This is a genomic window from Enterobacter cloacae complex sp. ECL352 (assembly GCF_020149545.1).
GTDB lineage: Bacteria > Pseudomonadota > Gammaproteobacteria > Enterobacterales > Enterobacteriaceae > Enterobacter > Enterobacter asburiae_B.
This window is the reverse complement of sequence record NZ_CP083709.1, coordinates 818652-836690: the sequence shown is the minus strand read 5'-3', so window position 1 is coordinate 836690 and position 18039 is coordinate 818652. Positions and strand designations below refer to the sequence as shown.

Genomic DNA, 18039 nt, shown 5'->3' with positions numbered 1-18039 from the left:
TTAATGGGCCGGGTCGTTGCTGACGGACGACTGTAAAGCCTGGGCGAAAGATTTTGCGATCGCCTGACGCTGAGCCGGAGCAACGCTGGTGTTAATCAGGTTGGTGACCATATTTCCCAAAACCATCAGGGAGAGATCGGTCGGCGTTTTATGTTTTTCCAGTACGTTGACCAGCTCACTGAGCAGTTGTTCAACGTGTTCATCACTGTAGCGGGAATGTTGTGGCATAAATCAAAATCAGTTTGTTGATGAAAGGGCAACATATTACCGTAGCAACAGCTTTTTTTCCCCTTTTTTATCTGTTGTTGCACACATGTCCTGGTGGTGGTTGAATACCGCCCGGTCTAAAAGGAGAGTTTATCATGAGTCTGGAAATCAACCAGATTGCCTTGCACCAGCTTATCAAGCGTGATGAGCAAACCCTTGAAGTGGTGCTGCGCGATTCGTTACTGGAACCCACGGCGACCGTGGTGGAGATGATGGCAGAGCTGCATCGCGTCTACAGTGCCAAAAATAAAGCCTATGGCCTGTTCAGCGAAGAGAGTGAACTGGCCGATAGCCTGCGCCTGCAGCGTCAGGGCGAAGAGGATTTCCTGGCGTTTAGCCGCGCCGCCACCGGGCGTCTGCGCGACGAGCTGGCGAAATATCCGTTCGCCGACGGCGGGATCGTGCTGTTCTGCCACTATCGCTACCTGGCGGTCGAGTATCTGCTGGTTACCGTGCTGAATAACTTAAGCAGCATGCGCGTCAACGAGCAGCTGGATATCAGCTCAACGCATTATCTGGATATCAACCATGCGGATATCGTGGCGCGTATTGATTTGACCGAGTGGGAAACCAACCCGGAGTCGACCCGCTACCTGACTTTCCTGAAGGGGCGCGTGGGCCGCAAAGTGGCGGATTTCTTTATGGATTTCCTCGGTGCCAGCGAAGGTCTTAACGCCAAAGCGCAGAACAAAGGGCTGCTCCAGGCGGTTGACGACTTCACGGCTGAAGCGCAGCTCGATAAATCTGAGCGCCAGACCGTGCGCCAGCAGGTTTACAGCTACTGCAACGAACAGCTGCAGGCAGGGGAGGAGATCGAGCTGGAGTCCCTGTCAAAAGAGCTGGCGGGCGTCAGCGAAGTCAGCTTCCAGGAATTCACCGCGGAGAAAGGCTATGAGCTTGAAGAGAGCTTCCCGGCAGATCGCAGTACGCTGCGTCAGTTAACCAAGTTTGCCGGCAGCGGCGGTGGGTTAACCATCAACTTTGACGCGATGTTGCTGGGTGAACGCATCTTCTGGGATCCGGCCACCGATACGCTGACCATTAAAGGTACGCCGCCGAACCTGCGCGATCAGCTTCAGCGCCGCACCTCGGGTGGGAAATAACAGCCATAAAAAAACCCCGCAGAAGCGGGGTTTTTTTTCGACGAGTTTGCGATTACGCGCGAACGAAGTCGATGTGAGTCAGTTTTGGCTTGAACGCGTGACGCTGAACAGCCTGAACTTTCACTTTTTCTTCTTTACCGCCAACAACGATGGTCAGAACTTCGCTGTAGAATTCAGCTTTGGTCTGCAGGTTCCACAGTTTGTCGTGATCCAGTTCGATTGCAACTGGAGCAGCTTCGCCACCGTAAACGATAGCCGGGAACTTGTTAGCGTTACGCAGGCGGCGGCTCGCACCCTTACCCTGCACGTTACGTACTTCTGCTTCGATAGTGAACATTGATTTCTCTCTGTATTTAAAACCCTACTACAGGCGACCCAGCAGCAGGTGAGTGTTCTGCCTCACGGATGTGAAGCGGGCGGCATTTTATACTCAAATGCCCCTCACATCAATGAAAAGTCCCGCTAACCGCGCAATTCGTTGGCGCGACGGAAGCGACCTTCGTAGTCAAAGAGCTTCTCGCGCACCTGCCAGAACTGGCCTTTCTTACGGGCGACGACAAAATCCGGATGGCGCAATAACACCTGCTGACGCACGATATCTGCTACGGTTATCCAGCGCAGGGGCACGCCCGGCGTGCGGGTATGCGGGCGGATAAACAGCTGTTCGAAGGCCATTCGCTGGGCAGGCGTCTGGACGCGGAAGCGCTCGCTGACGTCCGCCCCGTCTTCGTCGTAATAGGTGATTTTCAGCCACTCGCCTTTTTCATCGGCGCCGGGCTGCAGTGCCATGCCGGAACAGCGCAGCACCAGGGCATCTTTCAGCTTTAGCGCCGCTTTCAGCATGTCGTCCGGGTCAACCAGCACCGTGTCGCATTCCCGGCAGCGGCGGGCGGCAATATCGTTTTCGGCGTTGCACTGCGGGCAGTTTTTGAACCGGAAGCGGAAATCGCACTGCTCGCGATGCCCGTCATCATCTTCAAACCAGCCCTGACAGCGGCGGCCAAAGTGTTCGAGCAGCGTACCGTCGGCGGTGGTTTTTCCCCAGAAGGTGTTGGCAAACCCGCAGGCAGGGCAAAAGACCTGTACGGGCACGTTGTCGCTTTTCCCTTTTGGCGCGCCGACCTCAGGCGTATAGAGATCGTGCGGGTTACCGGCATAATCCAGAATCAGGCAGTCGGTTTTCCCCGGGGCCAGGCGCAGGCCGCGGCCAACAATTTGCTGATACAGACTGACCGATTCGGTCGGGCGCAAAATGGCGATCAGGTCGACGTGCGGGGCGTCAAAGCCGGTGGTCAATACCGACACGTTTACCAGATAGCGGAACCGCTGGGCTTTAAAGTCGTCAATCAGGCCGTCGCGCTCCGAACCGGGCGTTTCGCCGGTGATTAACGCCGCGTCGCCGGCGGGCAGTAACCCGGTAATTTCGCGCGCGTGCTCAACGGTGGCGGCAAAGATCATCACCCCCTTGCGCGTCGCGGCGAACTCCTCAATCTGGCTGATGATATGCGGCGTAATACGCTTTTGCTTTTTCAGCTCCTGGTTGAGATCCGCTTCGCTGAATAAGCCGTTGCTCTGCGCCTGCAGACGGCTGAAATCGTACTGCACCACCGGCATATCCAGCCGTTCAGGCGGCGTCAGGTAGCCATGTTTAATCATGTAGCGCAGCGGAAGTTCGTAAATGCAGTCGCTAAACAGGGCCTTGTCATCGCCGCGCACCATGCCGTGATAATGGTAGCGATAGATCCAGCCTTTCCCCAGGCGAAACGGGGTCGCCGTCAGGCCCAGCAGGCGCAGGTGAGGGTTCACCGCTTTCAGGTGAGCCAGGATTTGCTGATACTGGCTGTCGTCGTCATCGCTGATGCGGTGACACTCGTCAACAATCAGCAGCGAAAATTCGCTGCGAAATAGCTCCAGATTGCGCGCCACCGACTGCACGCTGCCGAAGACCACTTTGCCGTGGCTCTCTTTGCGCTTTAGCCCGGCGGCGAAAATATCGGCTTCCAGCCCAAGCGCACAATACTTGGCATGGTTTTGCGCGACGAGCTCTTTGACGTGCGCCAGCACCAGCACGCGACCACGGGCCAGACGCGCCAGTTCGGCGATGACCAGGCTTTTGCCTGCGCCGGTCGGGAGCACAATCGCCGCCGGCTCGCGATGTTTACGGAACCAGGCGAGGGTGGCGTCAACGGCTTCCTGCTGATAGGGACGAAGTGTAAAAGTCATAGGGTCTCGGTTTCGTTATTCCGCACATATACCCGTCATACTTCAAGTTGCCTGTGCGTTGGCTGCACTCGTTCACCCCGGTCACTTACTTATGTAAGCTCCCGGGGATTCACTCCTTTGCCGCCTTCATGCAACCCGAATTATTTAGGGTATAGATAGTATGCCACGAAACTTTTTCCCTTGAGTGGCGCAACCAGACCATTATACTGAACCGTTCCAGACTGCTTCTTTTTTCGGACCTGTTGTCCGACTTCCAGCACCATTAAGGCTAAAAAGATTTCATGCGACTTGATAAGTTTATCGCTCAGCAACTCGGCGTAAGCCGCGCTATTGCCGGGCGCGAAATTCGCGCCAGCCGCGTTACCGTGGATGGCGACATTGTGAGAGACAGCGCGTTCAAACTGCAACCTGACCATCAGGTGGAGTATGACGGCAATCCGCTGACCCAGCAGCACGGTCCGCGCTACTTCATGCTCAATAAGCCGGAAGGCTACGTCTGCTCAACGGAAGATCCCGATCACCCGACGGTGCTCTATTTCCTCGACGAACCGGTGGCGCACAAGCTGCACGCCGCAGGCCGCCTCGACATCGACACCACGGGTCTGGTGCTGATGACCGACGACGGGCAGTGGTCGCATCGCATTACTTCCCCGCGTCACCACTGCGAGAAAACCTATCTGGTCACGCTGGAGTCGCCGGTGTCGGATGACACGGCAGAGCAATTCACGAAAGGCGTTCAGCTGCATAATGAAAAAGATCTGACCAAACCCGCCGTGCTTGAGGTGATCACGCCGACGGAGGTCCGTCTGACCATCAGCGAAGGGCGCTACCATCAGGTGAAACGTATGTTTGCCGCGGTGGGGAACCACGTTGTTGGCCTGCATCGTGAGCGGATTGGTGCGATCGAACTCGATCCCGACCTGGCGCCAGGCGAATATCGCCCGTTAACGGAAGAAGAGATCGCCAGCGTCGGTCTGCCTTCGCACTAATTTCAGGAGAGCTCTGTGACCACCAGGCCACACTCGTCGTTCAAAATCGTCTTCATTCTTGGCCTGCTGGCCATGCTGATGCCGCTGTCTATTGATATGTACCTGCCCGCGCTGCCGGTCATTTCCGCGCAGTTTGGCGTTCCGGCGGGCAGCGCGCAGATGACGCTCAGCACCTATATTCTCGGCTTTGCCCTCGGCCAGCTGTTTTATGGCCCGATGGCGGACAGTCTTGGACGCAAGCCCGTTATTCTGGGCGGGACGCTGGTCTTTGCAGCCGCAGCGGTGGCCTGTGCGCTGGCGCAGACCATCGATCATCTGATTATCATGCGCTTCTTCCACGGTCTGGCGGCGGCTGCGGCAAGCGTGGTGATTAACGCCCTGATGCGCGATATCTACCCGAAGGAAGAGTTCTCCCGCATGATGTCGTTCGTGATGCTGGTGACGACGATTGCGCCGCTGGTGGCCCCGATGGCCGGTGGCGCGGTGCTGGTGTGGTTTAGCTGGCATGTGATTTTCTGGATCCTGGCCCTGGCCGCGCTGCTGGCCTCGGCGATGATCTTCTTCTTTATTGATGAAACGCTTCCCGTCGAGCGCCGTCAGAAATTCCACATCCGAACCACAATCGGCAACTTTGCCTCGCTGTTTCGCCACAAGCGCGTGCTCAGCTACATGCTGGCAAGCGGGTTCAGCTTTGCCGGGATGTTCTCCTTCCTGAGCGCCGGGCCGTTTGTCTACATTGAACTGAATCACGTTTCGCCGCAGCACTTCGGCTACTATTTCGCGCTTAACATCGTCTTCCTGTTCATCATGACCATCATCAACAGCCGTTTTGTCCGGCGGGTGGGGGCGCTGAACATGTTCCGCGCCGGGCTGTGGATCCAGTTTGTGATGGCTATCTGGCTGGTGGTGAGCGCGTTTATAGGCGTGGGCTTCTGGGCGCTAGTGGTCGGCGTAGCGGCCTTTGTCGGCTGCGTGTCGATGGTGTCATCTAATGCGATGGCGGTGATCCTGGATGAGTTTCCGCATATGGCGGGCACCGCCTCTTCCCTGGCGGGGACGTTCCGCTTCGGCATCGGCGCTATCGTTGGGGCGTTGCTTTCAATGGCTACCTTTACGACGGCATGGCCCATGCTGTGGGCGATGTCTTTTTGCGCAACCAGCTCGATACTCTTCTATCTTTACGCCAGTCGACCGCGAAAAGCGGCCCACTAAAATACAGAGAAGGCCCGACAGGGCCTTTTTTGTTGATGCATATCAACCAAACCCCCGTTCGTTTATTCCGTGTTTGTTTATTTTATGTAAAATCTATTTGTGTAAAAAGTCACATCATTGTATTCAAAAAGGTTGAGTTAGATCGCAGAAACGGGTACATATAGCGCCGACGCGAGCCTGGATATCGATAAAAAAGCGCTGAATAGTGCAGGCTGGCGATGATGTGTTACTATAAATGTAAATAAATTGTGAAGTAAATTTTGCTTCCGGGGAACGAACGTGAATACATTACAACTCTCCATTGTCCATCGCTTGCCCCAGAGCTATCGCTGGTCGGCGGGTTTTGCAGGTTCGAAAGTTGAACCGATTCCGCAAAGCGTCGCGGGCTGTGAAAACTGCCTGGTGGCACTCAAGCTGCTGAGCCCGAGCGACGAAAATGCATGGCGGGTGATGGAGCGTCTCAGTCAGGCCCTGACGGATATCGAAGTGGACAGCTCCGTGCTGGAGTGTGAAGGTGAGCCGTGCCTGTTCGTGAAGAGCCAGGACGAGTTTGCCGCCACCTGCCGTCTGAAGAATTTTGGCGTTGCCATCGCGGAGCCTTTCTCCGGCCAGTACCCGTTCTGACCGCTAGTCTGCCGACAACAGCTGGCGCGTGTAGCGCTGCGTTGGCGCGCTAAATACGCGCTGGCACTCTCCCTGCTCGACCACTTCTCCCTGTCGCAACACAATCACCTGATGGCATAGCGCCCGCACCACCTGTAGATCGTGGCTGATAAAGATATAGGCCAGCCGGTGCTTTTCCTGAAGCCCTTTCAGCAGCGCCAGGATCTGCGCCTGAACGGTTCTGTCCAGCGACGACGTCGGTTCATCCAGAATAATCAGCTCCGGCTTCAGGATCAGCGCGCGGGCAATGGCGATACGCTGGCGCTGCCCGCCGGAGAATTCAGCCGGATAGCGGTGGCGGGTCCCGGCATCTAAGCCCACTTCGGCCATCACCCGCATAACTTCCTGCTCTCGCTGCTGAGCGCTCAGGCCGGGCTGATGCACGCGCAGACCCTCCTCGATAATCTGTAACACGCTGAGCCGGGGGTTAAGCGAAGAGTTGGGATCCTGAAACACCACCTGCATGCGGGGCCGCACGGGCAGCATCTGGCGGCGGTTCCAGCGGTGCAGCGGCATATCGTCAAAGAAGATCTCGCCCTGCGAGGCAATTAAGCGCAGCAGCGCCAGACCGGTGGTGCTTTTGCCGGAACCGGATTCGCCCACCAGCCCCAGGGATTCTCCCGGGCGCAGCGAGAAGCGGATGTTTTTCAGCACCGGATTCTGGTCGACGATGCGCCGCAGAATACCTTTGCGGATCGGGAACGAGACGGACAAATCCTCAACGCGCAGCAGCGGTGTGCTGTCCGCCTTGACGGGAACCGGGTCGCCGGAGGGTTCGCTGTCGAGCAGGCGCAGCGTATAGGGGTGCTGCGGCGCGCTCAGCAGCGTGGACGCGCTATTCTGTTCAACGCATCGTCCGTTTTGCATCACCGCGACGCTGTCGGCCAGCTTTCTCACAATGCTCAGGTTGTGCGTGATAAACAGCAGGCTCATGTTCAGCTCGTCACGCAGCTCCCGCAGCAGCGTCAATATTTGCGCCTGTACCGTCACGTCCAGCGCCGTTGTGGGCTCGTCGGCAATCAACAGCTCGGGGCGCGTGAGTAGGGCCATAGCGATCATCACGCGCTGGCGTTCGCCGCCGGAGAGCTGGTGCGGAAAATCATTCAGCCGTTTGGCCGCATTGCGTATGCCCGTTCGTTCCAGACAGTCCAGAATTTCTCCCCGCGCGGCCTCTTTGCGCATCCCCCGGTGCAGGGAGAGCACTTCATAGAGCTGTTTTTCCAGGCTGTGCAGCGGGTTGAGGGAAACCATCGGCTCCTGGAAGATCATCGCGATTTTGTTGCCGCGAATACCGCGCAGGGTATGTTCGTCGGCATGCAGCAGCGAGCTGCCGTGAAACAGAATATCCCCTTGCGGGTAGCTCACCGGTGGAGACGGCAACAGCCGCAGGATGGAGAGTGCCGAAACGCTCTTGCCTGAACCCGACTCGCCCACCAGGGCCAGCGTTTCCCCGGGCTGGATCTGCAGCGACAGGTCGGTGACCACGGTGCGCGTCTCGTCCTGCTTTGAAAAAGCAATCGACAGGTTATCAATACTGAGAAGAGGCTGGGTCATTTTATACCGCCTTGTTCGGATCGAAGGCATCGCGCACGGCTTCACCAATAAAAATCAGCAGCGACAGCAGCACGGCCACGGAAAGAAAGGCGGCGATGCCTAACCACGGCGCCTGCAGGTTGTTCTTACCCTGCAGCAGCAGTTCGCCGAGCGACGGGGAACCCAGCGGTAGCCCGAAACCAAGAAAATCCAGCGAGGTGAGGGTGGTGATGGAGCTGCACAGAATAAACGGCAGGAAAGTGAGCGTTGCCACGACCGCGTTGGGCAGCATGTGGCGGAAGATGATCCCCCGGTCGCTCACGCCAAGCGCCTGCGCGGCGCGAATGTAGTCGAAATTGCGGGTGCGCAGGAACTCCGCGCGCACCACGCCCACCAGCGCCATCCAGCCGAACAGGACGGTGATGCCTAACAGCCACCAGAAGCCAGGCTGCACCACGCTGGAAAGCAGGATGATCAGAAACAGCGTTGGCATGCCTGACCACACTTCAATAACCCGCTGGCCCCACAGGTCGATTTTCCCGCCGTAGTAGCCCTGAACGGCACCCGCCACGACGCCCATTACGCTGGAGAATATTGTCAGCATCAGCCCAAAGAGAAGAGAAATTCGCGTGCCATACAGGATGCGCGCCAGCACGTCCCCGCCGTTAGCATCCGTTCCCAGCCAGTTTTGCGCGGAGGGCGGGGAAGGAAAGGGCGTCGTGGTGGCGAAGTTAATGCTGTTTGCGCCAAAGCGCACCGGTGCCCAGAGCGCCCAGCCGCGCCTGTCGATTTGATCGCGAAGCCACGGATCCTGATACTCCGCCGGTGTTGCAAACGGGCCGCCAAAGTCGCTTTCGCTGTAGTTGGCGATAACCGGCACGTACCAGCGGTCGTTAAAATGCACCAGCAGCGGTTTGTCGTTGGCGATCAGCTCCGAACACATGCTTAAGGCAAACAGCACGGCAAAAATCCACAGCGACCAGTAGCCGCGGCGGTTGTGGCGAAAGCGGGCCCAGCGGGCCTGGTTGACGGGGCTTAAACGCGGCATCAGCGGCCCTCAAAATCAATTCGGGGATCGACCAGCGTATAGCTGATATCACTGATGATATTCAGCAGCAGGCCAATCAGGGTGAAAATATAGAGTGTGCCAAACATCACCGGATAATCGCGCGATACGGTAGCCTCATAGCCCAGCAGCCCCAGGCCGTTGAGCGAGAACATCACCTCTATCAGCAGCGAGCCGGTAAAAAACATGCCGATGAACGTGGCCGGAAATCCGGCGATCACCAGCAGCATGGCGTTGCGGAACACGTGTTTCCACATGATCTGCTTCTCGCTCACGCCCTTGGCGCGGGCCGTGACAACGTACTGCTTACGAATTTCATCGAGAAAGGCGTTTTTGGTCAACATGGTCAGGGCCGCAAACCCGCCGATGACCGTGGCCAGCACCGGCAGCGTGATATGCCAGAGATAGTCGGTGATTTTCTGATACCACGGCAGGGAGCTAAAATCGGCGGAGACCAGCCCCCGCAGCGGGAAGAGGTCGAAATAGCTTCCCCCGGCAAAAAAGACAATCAGCAGGACGGCAAACAGAAACGCCGGGATGGCGTAGCCGATGATGATGAACGTGCTGCTCCAGATATCAAACCGGCTGCCGTTATACACCGCTTTGCGGATCCCAAGCGGTATAGAGACCAGATAGATAATCAGCGTTCCCCACAGCCCGAGCGTTATCGAAACCGGCAGGCTTTGCTTGATCAACGTTAACACTGACGCACTGCGAAACAGGCTGTCGCCAAAATCAAAGCGGATGTAATCCCAGAGCATCTTGAAATAGCGCTCGTGAATCGGTTTGTCAAAGCCGTAGCGGTGGGTGATCTCGGCGATCACTTCCGGATCCAGCCCGCGTCCGCCGCGATAATGGCTTTCGCTGATATTCCCTACGCCGGTTCGCGCATGGCTCGCGCCCATCCCTTCACCGCCGCCGCCGGGCATGCCGCCGCTGTTGCCAAATTCAATGGCGGCAATCGCCTGATCGACCGGGCCGCCGGGGGCGATTTGCACGATAAAAAAGTTAATCGTGATGATGGCCCACAGGGTGGGGATGACCAGCAGGAGACGACGGAGAAGATAGGCACCCATGATGATTCCTTATCGCCGCTCAGCGGGAAGTCTGGCGGCTTTGTTAACGTCATACCACCAGGTATCAAAGCCCAGGGAGTAGACAGGGCGCACGGCAGGCACGGAGAATTTGTCCCAGCGCGCCAGGCGATCTTCGCCCATATACCACATCGGCAGCATGTAGTAGTTCCAGGTCAGGACCCTGTCGAGGGCGCGCCCGAGCGGCAGGAGCTTTTCTTTATCCCCCTGCGCCGCCACTATTTTCGCAATCAGCGCGTCAATCGCCGGGCTTTTTACACCTGGCGCATTGTATGAGGAGTCAATGTAGCTGGAGGCCCAGGAGATTTGCAGGTCGGAGCTGGGCCACGGCTGCGCGGGCCACAGACGCTGCATCATGTCGTAATCACGGCTGCGCATGCGGCTGGTGATCTGCGCGTTATCGACCTGGCGAATGTTCATGGTCACGCCCAGCCGCTCAAGGTTGTGCTTAAACGGCAGTACCCACTGATCGTTGCCCCCGGACGAGAGCAGCAGCTCAAAGCTGAGAGGCTTACCCGTTTTGGCATCCACACGCTTTTGATTTTTCAGGTGCCAGCCCGCGTCATCCAGCAGTTTGCTGGCTTTCAGCAGGTTGTCGCGGTCGTAACCGTCACCGTTCGACGCGGGCGGCTGAAACACGGTGGTGAACACCTGCGGCGGCAGCTCCGCTTTCAGCGGCGCCAGCAGAGCCAGCTCGTCGGCTTTCGGGTAATCGCGCGCGGCGTATTCGGTGTTCTGAAAATAGCTGTTCGCACGGCTGTAAGCCCCGTAAAACAGCGCTTTGTTCATCCACTCAAAATCAAAGGCCAGGGAAATGGCTTCGCGCACCCGGCGGTCATTAAATACCGGACGCTGAATATTAAACGCCAGCCAGCGGGTGTCCTGGGCAGACTCATTTTTGTGCTCGTCTTTGACGATATAGCCTTTGGCGAAATTTTTGCCGATATAGCGGGTCGCCCAGTTTTTGGCGCTGCTCTCGACGCGTAAATCGAAAGCGCCGGCTTTGAACGCTTCAAACGCCACGTTATCGTCGAGGTAGTAATCATAGCGAAGGGTGTCGAAATTCCAGCGCCCGCGGTTTACCGGCAGGTCTGCCGCCCAGTAGTCTTTCACGCGAGAGTAAACGACATATTGCCCCATGCGCCAGTCGGTGATGCGGTATGGGCCGCCTGCCAGCGGCGGCGTGGAAAGCGGGTCGCTTAGCTTATGATTTTTCCAGAACGATTCAGGCATCACCGGCAGCGAGAACAGGCTAAGCATGTTCTCTTTGTTCGGTTCGCTCAGCTCGATGCGCACGGTGAGCGGCGCAATGGCTCTGACGGAAGCCCCTTTATACACGATGCGGAACTGGGGGACGCCTTCGGTCATGAATTTATGAAAGGTGAACGCGACGTCGCTGGCCTTCACCGGCGTACCGTCGTGAAAACGCGCCCGCGGGTTCAGCGAGATTTCCGCCCAGGCGAAGTTATCGGCGTAACGCACGTTCTCGGCAATCAGCGGATAATAGCTGCCGGGCTCATCATCCGACGTGACGAAGAGCGTATCGTAAAGCGATTCCGTTCGCGCGGCCGCCACGCCGCGCAGGGCGAAGCGGTTGAAGTTGTCGAATGTTCCCGTGGCGGAAAGCGTGCCCTTTCCGCCCTTCGGCGCGGCAGGGTTAACGTAATCGAAGTGCGTAAAATTGACCGCATATTTCGGCTCGCCAATCACCGCGAAGGCGATATTTTCTTTGATGGCCTGCGCCTGGCTGGACAGGCTCGTTAGTGCCAACATCAGCAACATGAAGCGCATAAGCATCTTGCGGCGGCTCCCTCTTTTACAGACCGGCTCGGTTAAGCTGAATAATAAGTGACGTCACGGGCAATGTGAAATTAATCACCCTCGGGCGAAATATCAGGCCGCCATTCGCGGAACTGCGCCAGCGGCATCGGGCGGCTAATCCAGTATCCCTGCAGGAAATTAACGCCGTGTTCGCGCAGCCAGGCGGCCTGTTCCGGCGTTTCCACCCCTTCGGCGACGGTCGACATATTCAGTCGTCTTGCCAGCGTCAGGACGGCATCCAACACCGGCGACGTCACGGTCTCGGTGCCAATTGCATTAACAAAGCCGCGGTCGATCTTGAGATAGTCCATGGTGAAATGCTCAAGATAAATCAGCGCGCTGTGGCCGGTGCCAAAATCATCAATGGCTATCTCAAACCCTTCGTTATGCAGCCATTCGAAAAGGCTGTTGGCTTCCCGATGATTGAGCATGTCGCGCTCGGTGATTTCCAGCACGATCTGGAAGTAATCCTGCGGCAGTAGCGCTTTGAAGGTGCGCATATCGTCTTTGAAGCTTTCCGCATGCAGATGCCCCGGCGCAATGTTGATGCCCACCTTTGCTCCCGGAGGTAACAGAGTTTGTAACACGTGGGCATCGTGAATGATAAGGTCGAAGAGATGCAGCGTCAGCGGGACAATCAGCTTCTGCGCTTCGGCAAAGTTGATAAACGCGTCCGGCGGAATTTCCCCCATCGTCGGGTGTTTCCAGCGCATCAGCACTTCAAGCCCGGTCATCTGGAGCGATTTAGCATCGACGACGGGCTGATAAACCACGTAAAACTGACCGCGCTTAATCGCGCTTAAAATCTCTTTACCCGGGTTGAGGCGAATGCTGAGGATATAGTAGTTGAGCGATCCGGCACAAATGCCGCATACCAGCCCGAAGAACAGGGCGTAGAGAATTTCATCGCTGGTCCATGCGTCAGCATACAGGTTGATGGTCAGGGGCACGTCTTTCAGCGTCGCGGTACGGGCCGGCGTTTCATGCAGGTCATGCGCAAGGACCAACGTGCTGGACCGCGTTGACAGCGCATGGTCGCCAATAATGATGGCAATGCCGGCAAATTCGTCCTGGCGCGCGGTGTAGAGCAGGTAAAGCGTCAGATTGAGGTTCACCGAGGTAAACACGCCGCCGTCCTTCACTAGCGGGTTACGGTACCAGATGGCAATCGCGGGCTTGTTGGGCAACATGGGGGTGCCGGGAAGTAACGCCATATCAATCTGTTTGTCGATGTGCAGCTCGGGGATCAGCTCCTCCATGGGGACATTCATCGGCCCCGTGGCAGAAGAGCAGAACGCCATTTTGTCTCTGACCAGCAGGAATGCGCGAACGTTAACGCTAAAGGCAGCGCGCGAGGTAAGTTCCTGATTGACGTCGTGGCAGTTGTTTAACGTGAGCGGCTGGAGCACATCGATAGAATTTTTTAACTCATCGAAGTAGCTCTCCATATAGATGCTCACATCGTGGATCAGGGTGTCGAATTTGACTTCCCGCTTGTGGTAGCTCCAGAAAAATTGCAACGAACCCAGGAGCAGGGCGGCGATCAGGCCTGTGATGATGCTGAGGATCAGTATTTTGCGATTGCTGGAGAAATAGCGGGTGAACATAGACGTCGTGATTCCTGAAATGCCGCTGGATGTATTCAGTGTAACGGGCAAAAAAAAACACTGCCGAAGCAGTGCTTTTTTTCATCATATCGTCAGCCAAGGGATAACCAACGATACAATAGTCATATTAACTGCGGGTCAGTACGCGGCGTGCTTCGTTGTAGCGCTTCTTCCAGTACGGTTCATTCATGCTGGAAATGGTCACACCGCTGCTGGTGGAGGCATGTACAAACTGGTCATTACCAATGTAGATGCCAACATGTCGACCTGTAGAACCGGCACGGAACAGGACTAAATCACCGGTGCGCAGTTTGGTACGTGAAATCGACTTGCCCATCTCCTGCTGTTCATAGGTTGAACGCGGAAGATCTAACCCAAATTGCTCACGGAACGTACGCTGTACAAAACCGGAACAATCAATACCTGTTTTTGTGCTGCCGCCAAGGCGATAGCGCACGCCTTTCCAGTCAGCATACTGGTCCATAATGCGGGACTTCACGTCCAGATTACGTACCATATTTTCAAATTCATCCTGAGAGGCTTGCAGTGACGAGGAATCTTCCATTCCCACAACACGCGTCTCAGGATGCATATTCTTTGCGGTGTTAGATGTACTACATGCAGACAACAGTACCGCGACTGCTATCGCCGGGATCCCCCGTAAGATATATCTCAGAAACGGTTGAGATTTGACCATTTTGTTTATTATCCCTTGAAGTCCTTAACGACAAATATCGTTATAAAAATGCCAAACGTGACGAGACTAATTATCTGTTCACATTGAGACAATTCTTTCTGGTCACATTTGTGGCACAGCGCACAAAATTATTCGCCAGTGAAATAATTATCTCTATGGGGCAAAACGAGTTCGAGATTAACCGATTGCCTGGGGTATTGCGAGAAAAAAAAGCCTTTTTTTTATAAGAAAATGTGATACAGAAAGTAAAAACATAGAATTGCTCAAAATAGCGACGGATCCGCTGCACCAGTATGCAATTGCTTCATTTTTATCATGAATATGATGACGAGAATATGACAGTGGGGAAAGATCGCGGCGAGAACGCTATCAGGGATCATGTCGATCCCTGATAGCTCACGTTAATTTAGGTTAGTTATTTGTTTAATTGTTGTTGCGCTCTTCCGGGAAGATAGCGATCGAACAGCGCTATTATCCTGTCGCTCAGTGGGGTCATCAAACACCACGGCAGCGCAATCAGCGCCACGGAGAGCGAACCGACGGCAATATCGGTAAACCAGTGAGCGCCAATCATTACGCGCGGGAAGGCAAAAACCACAAAAATAATCAGGGCTATGGCAAAGGCTTTTCTGCCGAAATAGCGAAGCATAATTGCGGAAAAAATAAGCAGCATCATGCCATGATCGCCGGGGAAACTGTCCTTCGACGCATCTTTTGTTGGAATATGCAGCAGTTCGCTGACGCGATAAATATCGGTGAAGAATAGCGTTGGGCTTGAACGCTTAACCGGAATAATCGCGGTTGCCAGCTGGTTAATGACAACGGCAAACAGCAGCATCACCAGACCGATAATGAGAATACGCCGACGCCCGGCTTTATCCTCTTTCAGCCAGAAAGAGAGCATCAGGCAGCCCATGGCCAGCAGCGAGAAGCCGTCGAAGGCGCGGTTGTTGGTAATTGCCACCAGCCACAGGAACGCGTTGCTCTTCACCAGCTCCTGGTTGAAGAAGTGAAAAATGGCAGAATCCAGCGGGAACCAGAAGCCATGATCCGCCGGGATATACCAGGAGAAGAAAAGCGCCAGACCGGCGACATTAAGCAGTAATATCAGGGGAAATCGAGTTGTCATAACGTTCTGCATAGAGTGAAAACTGGGGCAACGTTAGCCGCCCGAACTTAAACGAATCCTCAACAGGCTGGACTGGAGGGCATTCCAGTCGGCGTTAACCGCACTAATTAACTCTATTCGGCTGTCAGGCGGCGCCACATTCTGCGTTTCAATAAAGAAATCGTCACCCTGACGGTTGATCCGCACCAGCCCGTCTGGCGTGCGCATGATCCCTTTCACGCGATCGACGGGAGCAAGTCGGGCCCACTCCAGGATCCCGATGGTGTCGAAAACGGTTTCAGCATCAAATATCCATCCGCAGGCCTGATATCCCTGGCCGCTGTTCAGGTTACGACGCCAGCGCTGATGTTCCGGCAGGCTGAGAGCGGCTAAACCCTGCTTAACCGGATGACTGTGCGAATGATCCGCGCTGGCAGGCAACTCGGTGAGGTTCAGACGAGGAAGGTCAAGCAGGGCGCTATCAATATTCCCCTGGGTGGTCTGCACCCGCGTGCGGTTGCCGCCGAAATGTTGCCACCACGCGTCCAGCGCGGCCTGGCTTTCAGCCGTGGCGCGATCTGCTTTATTCGCGACAATAACGTCAGCCGAGGCGAGCTGATCGCGGAAGTTCTCATTGGCCACCGCTTTGTCATCCAGAAGCTGACGCGGATCGAGCAGACACAGGGTGGCGCGCAGGTCGATCCACGGCTCGTAAACCGGGGCGGTCAGTAAATCGAGGATCTGCTTCGGATGGCCCAGCCCGGTGGGCTCAATCAGCAGGCGGTCGGGTTTGCCCTGACGCAGCAGCGTATTGAGCCCGACCTGCATCGGCAGGCCATTGACGCAGCACATGCACCCGCCGGGGATCTCTTTAATCATCGCGCCGCTGGATGACAGTAACGCGCCGTCAATGCCTACCTCGCCAAATTCATTGACCAGCACGGCCCATTTCTCGGCAGGATCTTTATTCGCCAGCAGGTGGAGAATTGAGGTGGTTTTACCGCTGCCGAGAAAACCGGTGATGAGGTTGGTTTTGGTCACGTGCGCTCCAGATGAGGATTGTGATGCTATAACACTAATCTCTCTATCCTGGCGAAAAACGTGACCGGTGAGAAGGGGGAGGGCGAACGGAGGCTTCATCCGTTCGCGTTAAGCGCAATAATCGTTAAATATTTAACGTTTCGATAACAGCCTGACGCGCGCCGTGGCGGGTGATGCGCTGGTATGCCTGGCTGATAGCCTCCACAAACGCGCTGTTTTGCGCGAGATCGTGACCAAAGACCTCGCTCAGCCCCAGCAGGGCGTTTACGCGGTCGGCGTCGCTGCTGGCATTGACCATGGTGCGAATTTTATCGCTGAGGGGATCGCGAACATCAATCGCGTTGCCACGGTCGTCGGTACCGCTGACGTAGCGTATCCAGCCGGCCACGCCCAGAGCCAGCAGCGACCACGGTGTTTTTCGCTCGAGATGAACGCGGATCCCGTCCAGCATTCTTTGTGGAAGCTTCTGGCTACCGTCCATCGCGATTTGCCAGGTCCGATGCTGAAGTGCCGGGTTGGCAAAGCGCTCGAGCAGGCTATCGGCGTAGGCGGTGAGGTCGACATCCTTAATGCGTAATGTGGGCGCCTGCTCGTCCAGCATCAGCCGACGGGCGGCTTCACGGAACGCAGCGTCCTCCATGCATTCATTAATATGGGCGTAGCCCGCGAGGTACCCCAGATACGCCAGGAAAGAGTGGCTGCCGTTGAGCATGCGCAATTTCATCTGCTCCCACGGCAGAACATCCTGCACCATCTGAACGCCCGCGACTTCCCACTCCGGACGGCCGGCAACAAAATTATCTTCCACCACCCACTGAATAAACGGTTCACAGCTGATGGCGCACGGATCTTCAACGCCGAGCGCGTCGGTGATTTCCGCCAGCGAGGCGTCCGTCGCGGCGGGAACAATTCTGTCGACCATCGTCCCCGGGAAGCTCACGTGGCTGTCAATCCATTCAGACAGCGCTGCGGAACGCTTTTGCGCCATGCCCAGCACCGCGTTTTTCACCACGTGCCCGTTATCAGGGATATTGTCGCAGGAGAGCACGGTAAACGCAGGCAAGCCGCGCTCGTGGCGGCGGTGAAGCGCTTCGACCAGGATCCCGGGTGCGGAATGTGGCTCTGAGGGGTTTTCAAGGTCATGGATTATTCGGGCGTTGTGCAGATCGAGTTTCCCGGTCGCGGGATCTATGCAATAGCCTTTCTCCGTGATGGTGAGCGACACAATTGCGACCTGAGGCTCGCAAAATTTCTCAATAATGGCGGGCAGAGAGTCCAGCTTTGCGTTAAGGCATTCATGGACGGCACCGACGATAATCGCCTCATTGCCTTCCGCCCCTTTCTCCAGCACGGTGAACAGGTGATCCTGCGCGCGCAGCTGGCTCATCAGCACGTCGCCGCTGAAAAGGCTAATCTCACAAATACCCCAGTCGCCGCCTTTTTCATTAAGCACCCGGTTTGTTAACAATGCCTGGTGCGCACGGTGAAACGCGCCAAAGCCAAAATGGACGATGCGGGAGCGCAGTTGCTGACGATCGTAGCGCGGCTGCTGAACCTGGGCAGGAAGGGCGGTGGAGGCAATTGTCTTCATGAGATACACACCTGATTAACCATT

General features: G+C 56.2%; 16 protein-coding genes. 4 read left to right on the top strand and 12 right to left on the bottom strand.

From position 1 onward, the window contains the following. The gene (locus LBF07_RS03915; protein ID WP_008500958.1) at positions 1-228 is read right to left on the bottom strand and encodes a YejL family protein; all 228 of its coding nucleotides are present in this window, start codon (positions 226-228) and stop codon (positions 1-3) included. 134 nt (positions 229-362) lie between these two features. On the opposite strand from LBF07_RS03915, the gene yejK reads away from it, so the two are divergent. Next, entirely contained in the window at positions 363-1370 is a 1008-nt protein-coding gene (gene yejK / locus LBF07_RS03910; RefSeq protein WP_008500957.1) for a nucleoid-associated protein YejK, read from the top strand. 52 nt (positions 1371-1422) lie between these two features. On the opposite strand, the gene rplY is transcribed toward yejK, so the two are convergent. Both rplY and LBF07_RS03900 read right to left on the bottom strand, forming a co-directional pair. Further along, positions 1423-1707 carry a 50S ribosomal protein L25 gene (rplY, locus tag LBF07_RS03905; RefSeq protein WP_023312497.1) on the bottom strand — a complete coding sequence of 95 codons (285 nt, stop codon included), beginning with the start codon at positions 1705-1707 and terminating at the stop codon, positions 1423-1425. A 125-nt stretch (positions 1708-1832) separates the two neighbouring features. Next, the gene (locus LBF07_RS03900) at positions 1833-3593 is read right to left on the bottom strand and encodes a DEAD/DEAH box helicase (protein ID WP_094934172.1); all 1761 of its coding nucleotides are present in this window, start codon (positions 3591-3593) and stop codon (positions 1833-1835) included. A gap of 281 nt (positions 3594-3874) precedes the next feature. Here LBF07_RS03900 and rsuA point away from each other — a divergent pair, with 281 nt between their 5' ends. The 3 genes from rsuA to LBF07_RS03885 all read left to right on the top strand — a co-directional run bounded on the left by rsuA (position 3875) and on the right by LBF07_RS03885 (position 6418). Then, the gene (rsuA, locus tag LBF07_RS03895) at positions 3875-4582 is read left to right on the top strand and encodes a 16S rRNA pseudouridine(516) synthase RsuA (protein WP_058841527.1); all 708 of its coding nucleotides are present in this window, start codon (positions 3875-3877) and stop codon (positions 4580-4582) included. 15 nt (positions 4583-4597) lie between these two features. Further along, on the top strand, positions 4598-5794 hold the full coding sequence (locus LBF07_RS03890; RefSeq protein ID WP_094934170.1) for a Bcr/CflA family multidrug efflux MFS transporter: 1197 nt from the start codon (positions 4598-4600) through the stop codon (positions 5792-5794). Between the two features lie 279 nt (positions 5795-6073). Then, positions 6074-6418, top strand: a complete 345-nt coding sequence (locus tag LBF07_RS03885; RefSeq protein WP_028013883.1) for a YejG family protein — start codon at positions 6074-6076, stop codon at positions 6416-6418. A 3-nt stretch (positions 6419-6421) separates the two neighbouring features. Here the strand turns inward: LBF07_RS03885 and yejF are convergent, their stop codons facing one another. The 9 genes from yejF to LBF07_RS03840 form a co-directional block, all read right to left on the bottom strand. Continuing rightward, entirely contained in the window at positions 6422-8011 is a 1590-nt protein-coding gene (yejF, locus tag LBF07_RS03880; protein ID WP_094934167.1) for a microcin C ABC transporter ATP-binding protein YejF, read from the bottom strand. A gap of 1 nt (position 8012) precedes the next feature. Further along, on the bottom strand, positions 8013-9038 hold the full coding sequence (locus LBF07_RS03875; RefSeq protein WP_087823040.1) for an ABC transporter permease: 1026 nt from the start codon (positions 9036-9038) through the stop codon (positions 8013-8015). After that, positions 9038-10132 (bottom strand): microcin C ABC transporter permease YejB, encoded by a 1095-nt coding sequence (locus tag LBF07_RS03870; protein WP_024908182.1) that lies wholly within the window; start codon positions 10130-10132, stop codon positions 9038-9040. The genes LBF07_RS03875 and LBF07_RS03870 overlap by 1 nt, the downstream gene beginning before the upstream one ends. Before the next feature lie 9 nt (positions 10133-10141). Next, complete coding sequence (locus tag LBF07_RS03865) at positions 10142-11947, bottom strand: extracellular solute-binding protein (RefSeq protein ID WP_094934165.1); 1806 nt, start codon at positions 11945-11947, stop codon at positions 10142-10144. Between the two features lie 74 nt (positions 11948-12021). Continuing rightward, entirely contained in the window at positions 12022-13578 is a 1557-nt protein-coding gene (locus LBF07_RS03860; RefSeq protein WP_094934162.1) for a cyclic di-GMP phosphodiesterase, read from the bottom strand. A gap of 127 nt (positions 13579-13705) precedes the next feature. Continuing rightward, positions 13706-14275 carry a bifunctional murein DD-endopeptidase/murein LD-carboxypeptidase gene (mepS, locus tag LBF07_RS03855; protein ID WP_008500946.1) on the bottom strand — a complete coding sequence of 190 codons (570 nt, stop codon included), beginning with the start codon at positions 14273-14275 and terminating at the stop codon, positions 13706-13708. Positions 14276-14690: 415 nt separating this feature from the next. Next, positions 14691-15404: a phosphatase PAP2 family protein gene (locus LBF07_RS03850; RefSeq protein WP_029740964.1), complete on the bottom strand. Its 714-nt coding sequence runs from the start codon at positions 15402-15404 to the stop codon at positions 14691-14693. A 33-nt stretch (positions 15405-15437) separates the two neighbouring features. Then, on the bottom strand, positions 15438-16424 hold the full coding sequence (locus LBF07_RS03845; RefSeq protein ID WP_069303091.1) for a GTP-binding protein: 987 nt from the start codon (positions 16422-16424) through the stop codon (positions 15438-15440). A gap of 124 nt (positions 16425-16548) precedes the next feature. Further along, positions 16549-18015, bottom strand: coding sequence for a mannitol dehydrogenase family protein (locus LBF07_RS03840; protein WP_094934160.1), 1467 nt, complete (start codon positions 18013-18015; stop codon positions 16549-16551). Positions 18016-18039: the final 24 nt, after the last annotated feature.

What these genes read in the sequence shown, in the direction of transcription:
- LBF07_RS03900 (WP_094934172.1), bottom strand. Translation starts at nt 3,593, where the DNA reads ATGACTTTTACACTTCGTCCCTATCAGCAGGAAGCCGTTGACGCCACC.
- LBF07_RS03840 (WP_094934160.1), bottom strand. Translation starts at nt 18,015, where the DNA reads ATGAAGACAATTGCCTCCACCGCCCTTCCTGCCCAGGTTCAGCAGCCG.
- LBF07_RS03915 (WP_008500958.1), bottom strand. Translation starts at nt 228, where the DNA reads ATGCCACAACATTCCCGCTACAGTGATGAACACGTTGAACAACTGCTC.
- mepS (WP_008500946.1), bottom strand. Translation starts at nt 14,275, where the DNA reads ATGGTCAAATCTCAACCGTTTCTGAGATATATCTTACGGGGGATCCCG.
- LBF07_RS03865 (WP_094934165.1), bottom strand. Translation starts at nt 11,947, where the DNA reads ATGCTTATGCGCTTCATGTTGCTGATGTTGGCACTAACGAGCCTGTCC.
- LBF07_RS03870 (WP_024908182.1), bottom strand. Translation starts at nt 10,132, where the DNA reads ATGGGTGCCTATCTTCTCCGTCGTCTCCTGCTGGTCATCCCCACCCTG.
- LBF07_RS03860 (WP_094934162.1), bottom strand. Translation starts at nt 13,578, where the DNA reads ATGTTCACCCGCTATTTCTCCAGCAATCGCAAAATACTGATCCTCAGC.
- yejK (WP_008500957.1), top strand. Translation starts at nt 363, where the DNA reads ATGAGTCTGGAAATCAACCAGATTGCCTTGCACCAGCTTATCAAGCGT.
- rsuA (WP_058841527.1), top strand. Translation starts at nt 3,875, where the DNA reads ATGCGACTTGATAAGTTTATCGCTCAGCAACTCGGCGTAAGCCGCGCT.
- rplY (WP_023312497.1), bottom strand. Translation starts at nt 1,707, where the DNA reads ATGTTCACTATCGAAGCAGAAGTACGTAACGTGCAGGGTAAGGGTGCG.
- yejF (WP_094934167.1), bottom strand. Translation starts at nt 8,011, where the DNA reads ATGACCCAGCCTCTTCTCAGTATTGATAACCTGTCGATTGCTTTTTCA.
- LBF07_RS03875 (WP_087823040.1), bottom strand. Translation starts at nt 9,038, where the DNA reads ATGCCGCGTTTAAGCCCCGTCAACCAGGCCCGCTGGGCCCGCTTTCGC.
- LBF07_RS03850 (WP_029740964.1), bottom strand. Translation starts at nt 15,404, where the DNA reads ATGACAACTCGATTTCCCCTGATATTACTGCTTAATGTCGCCGGTCTG.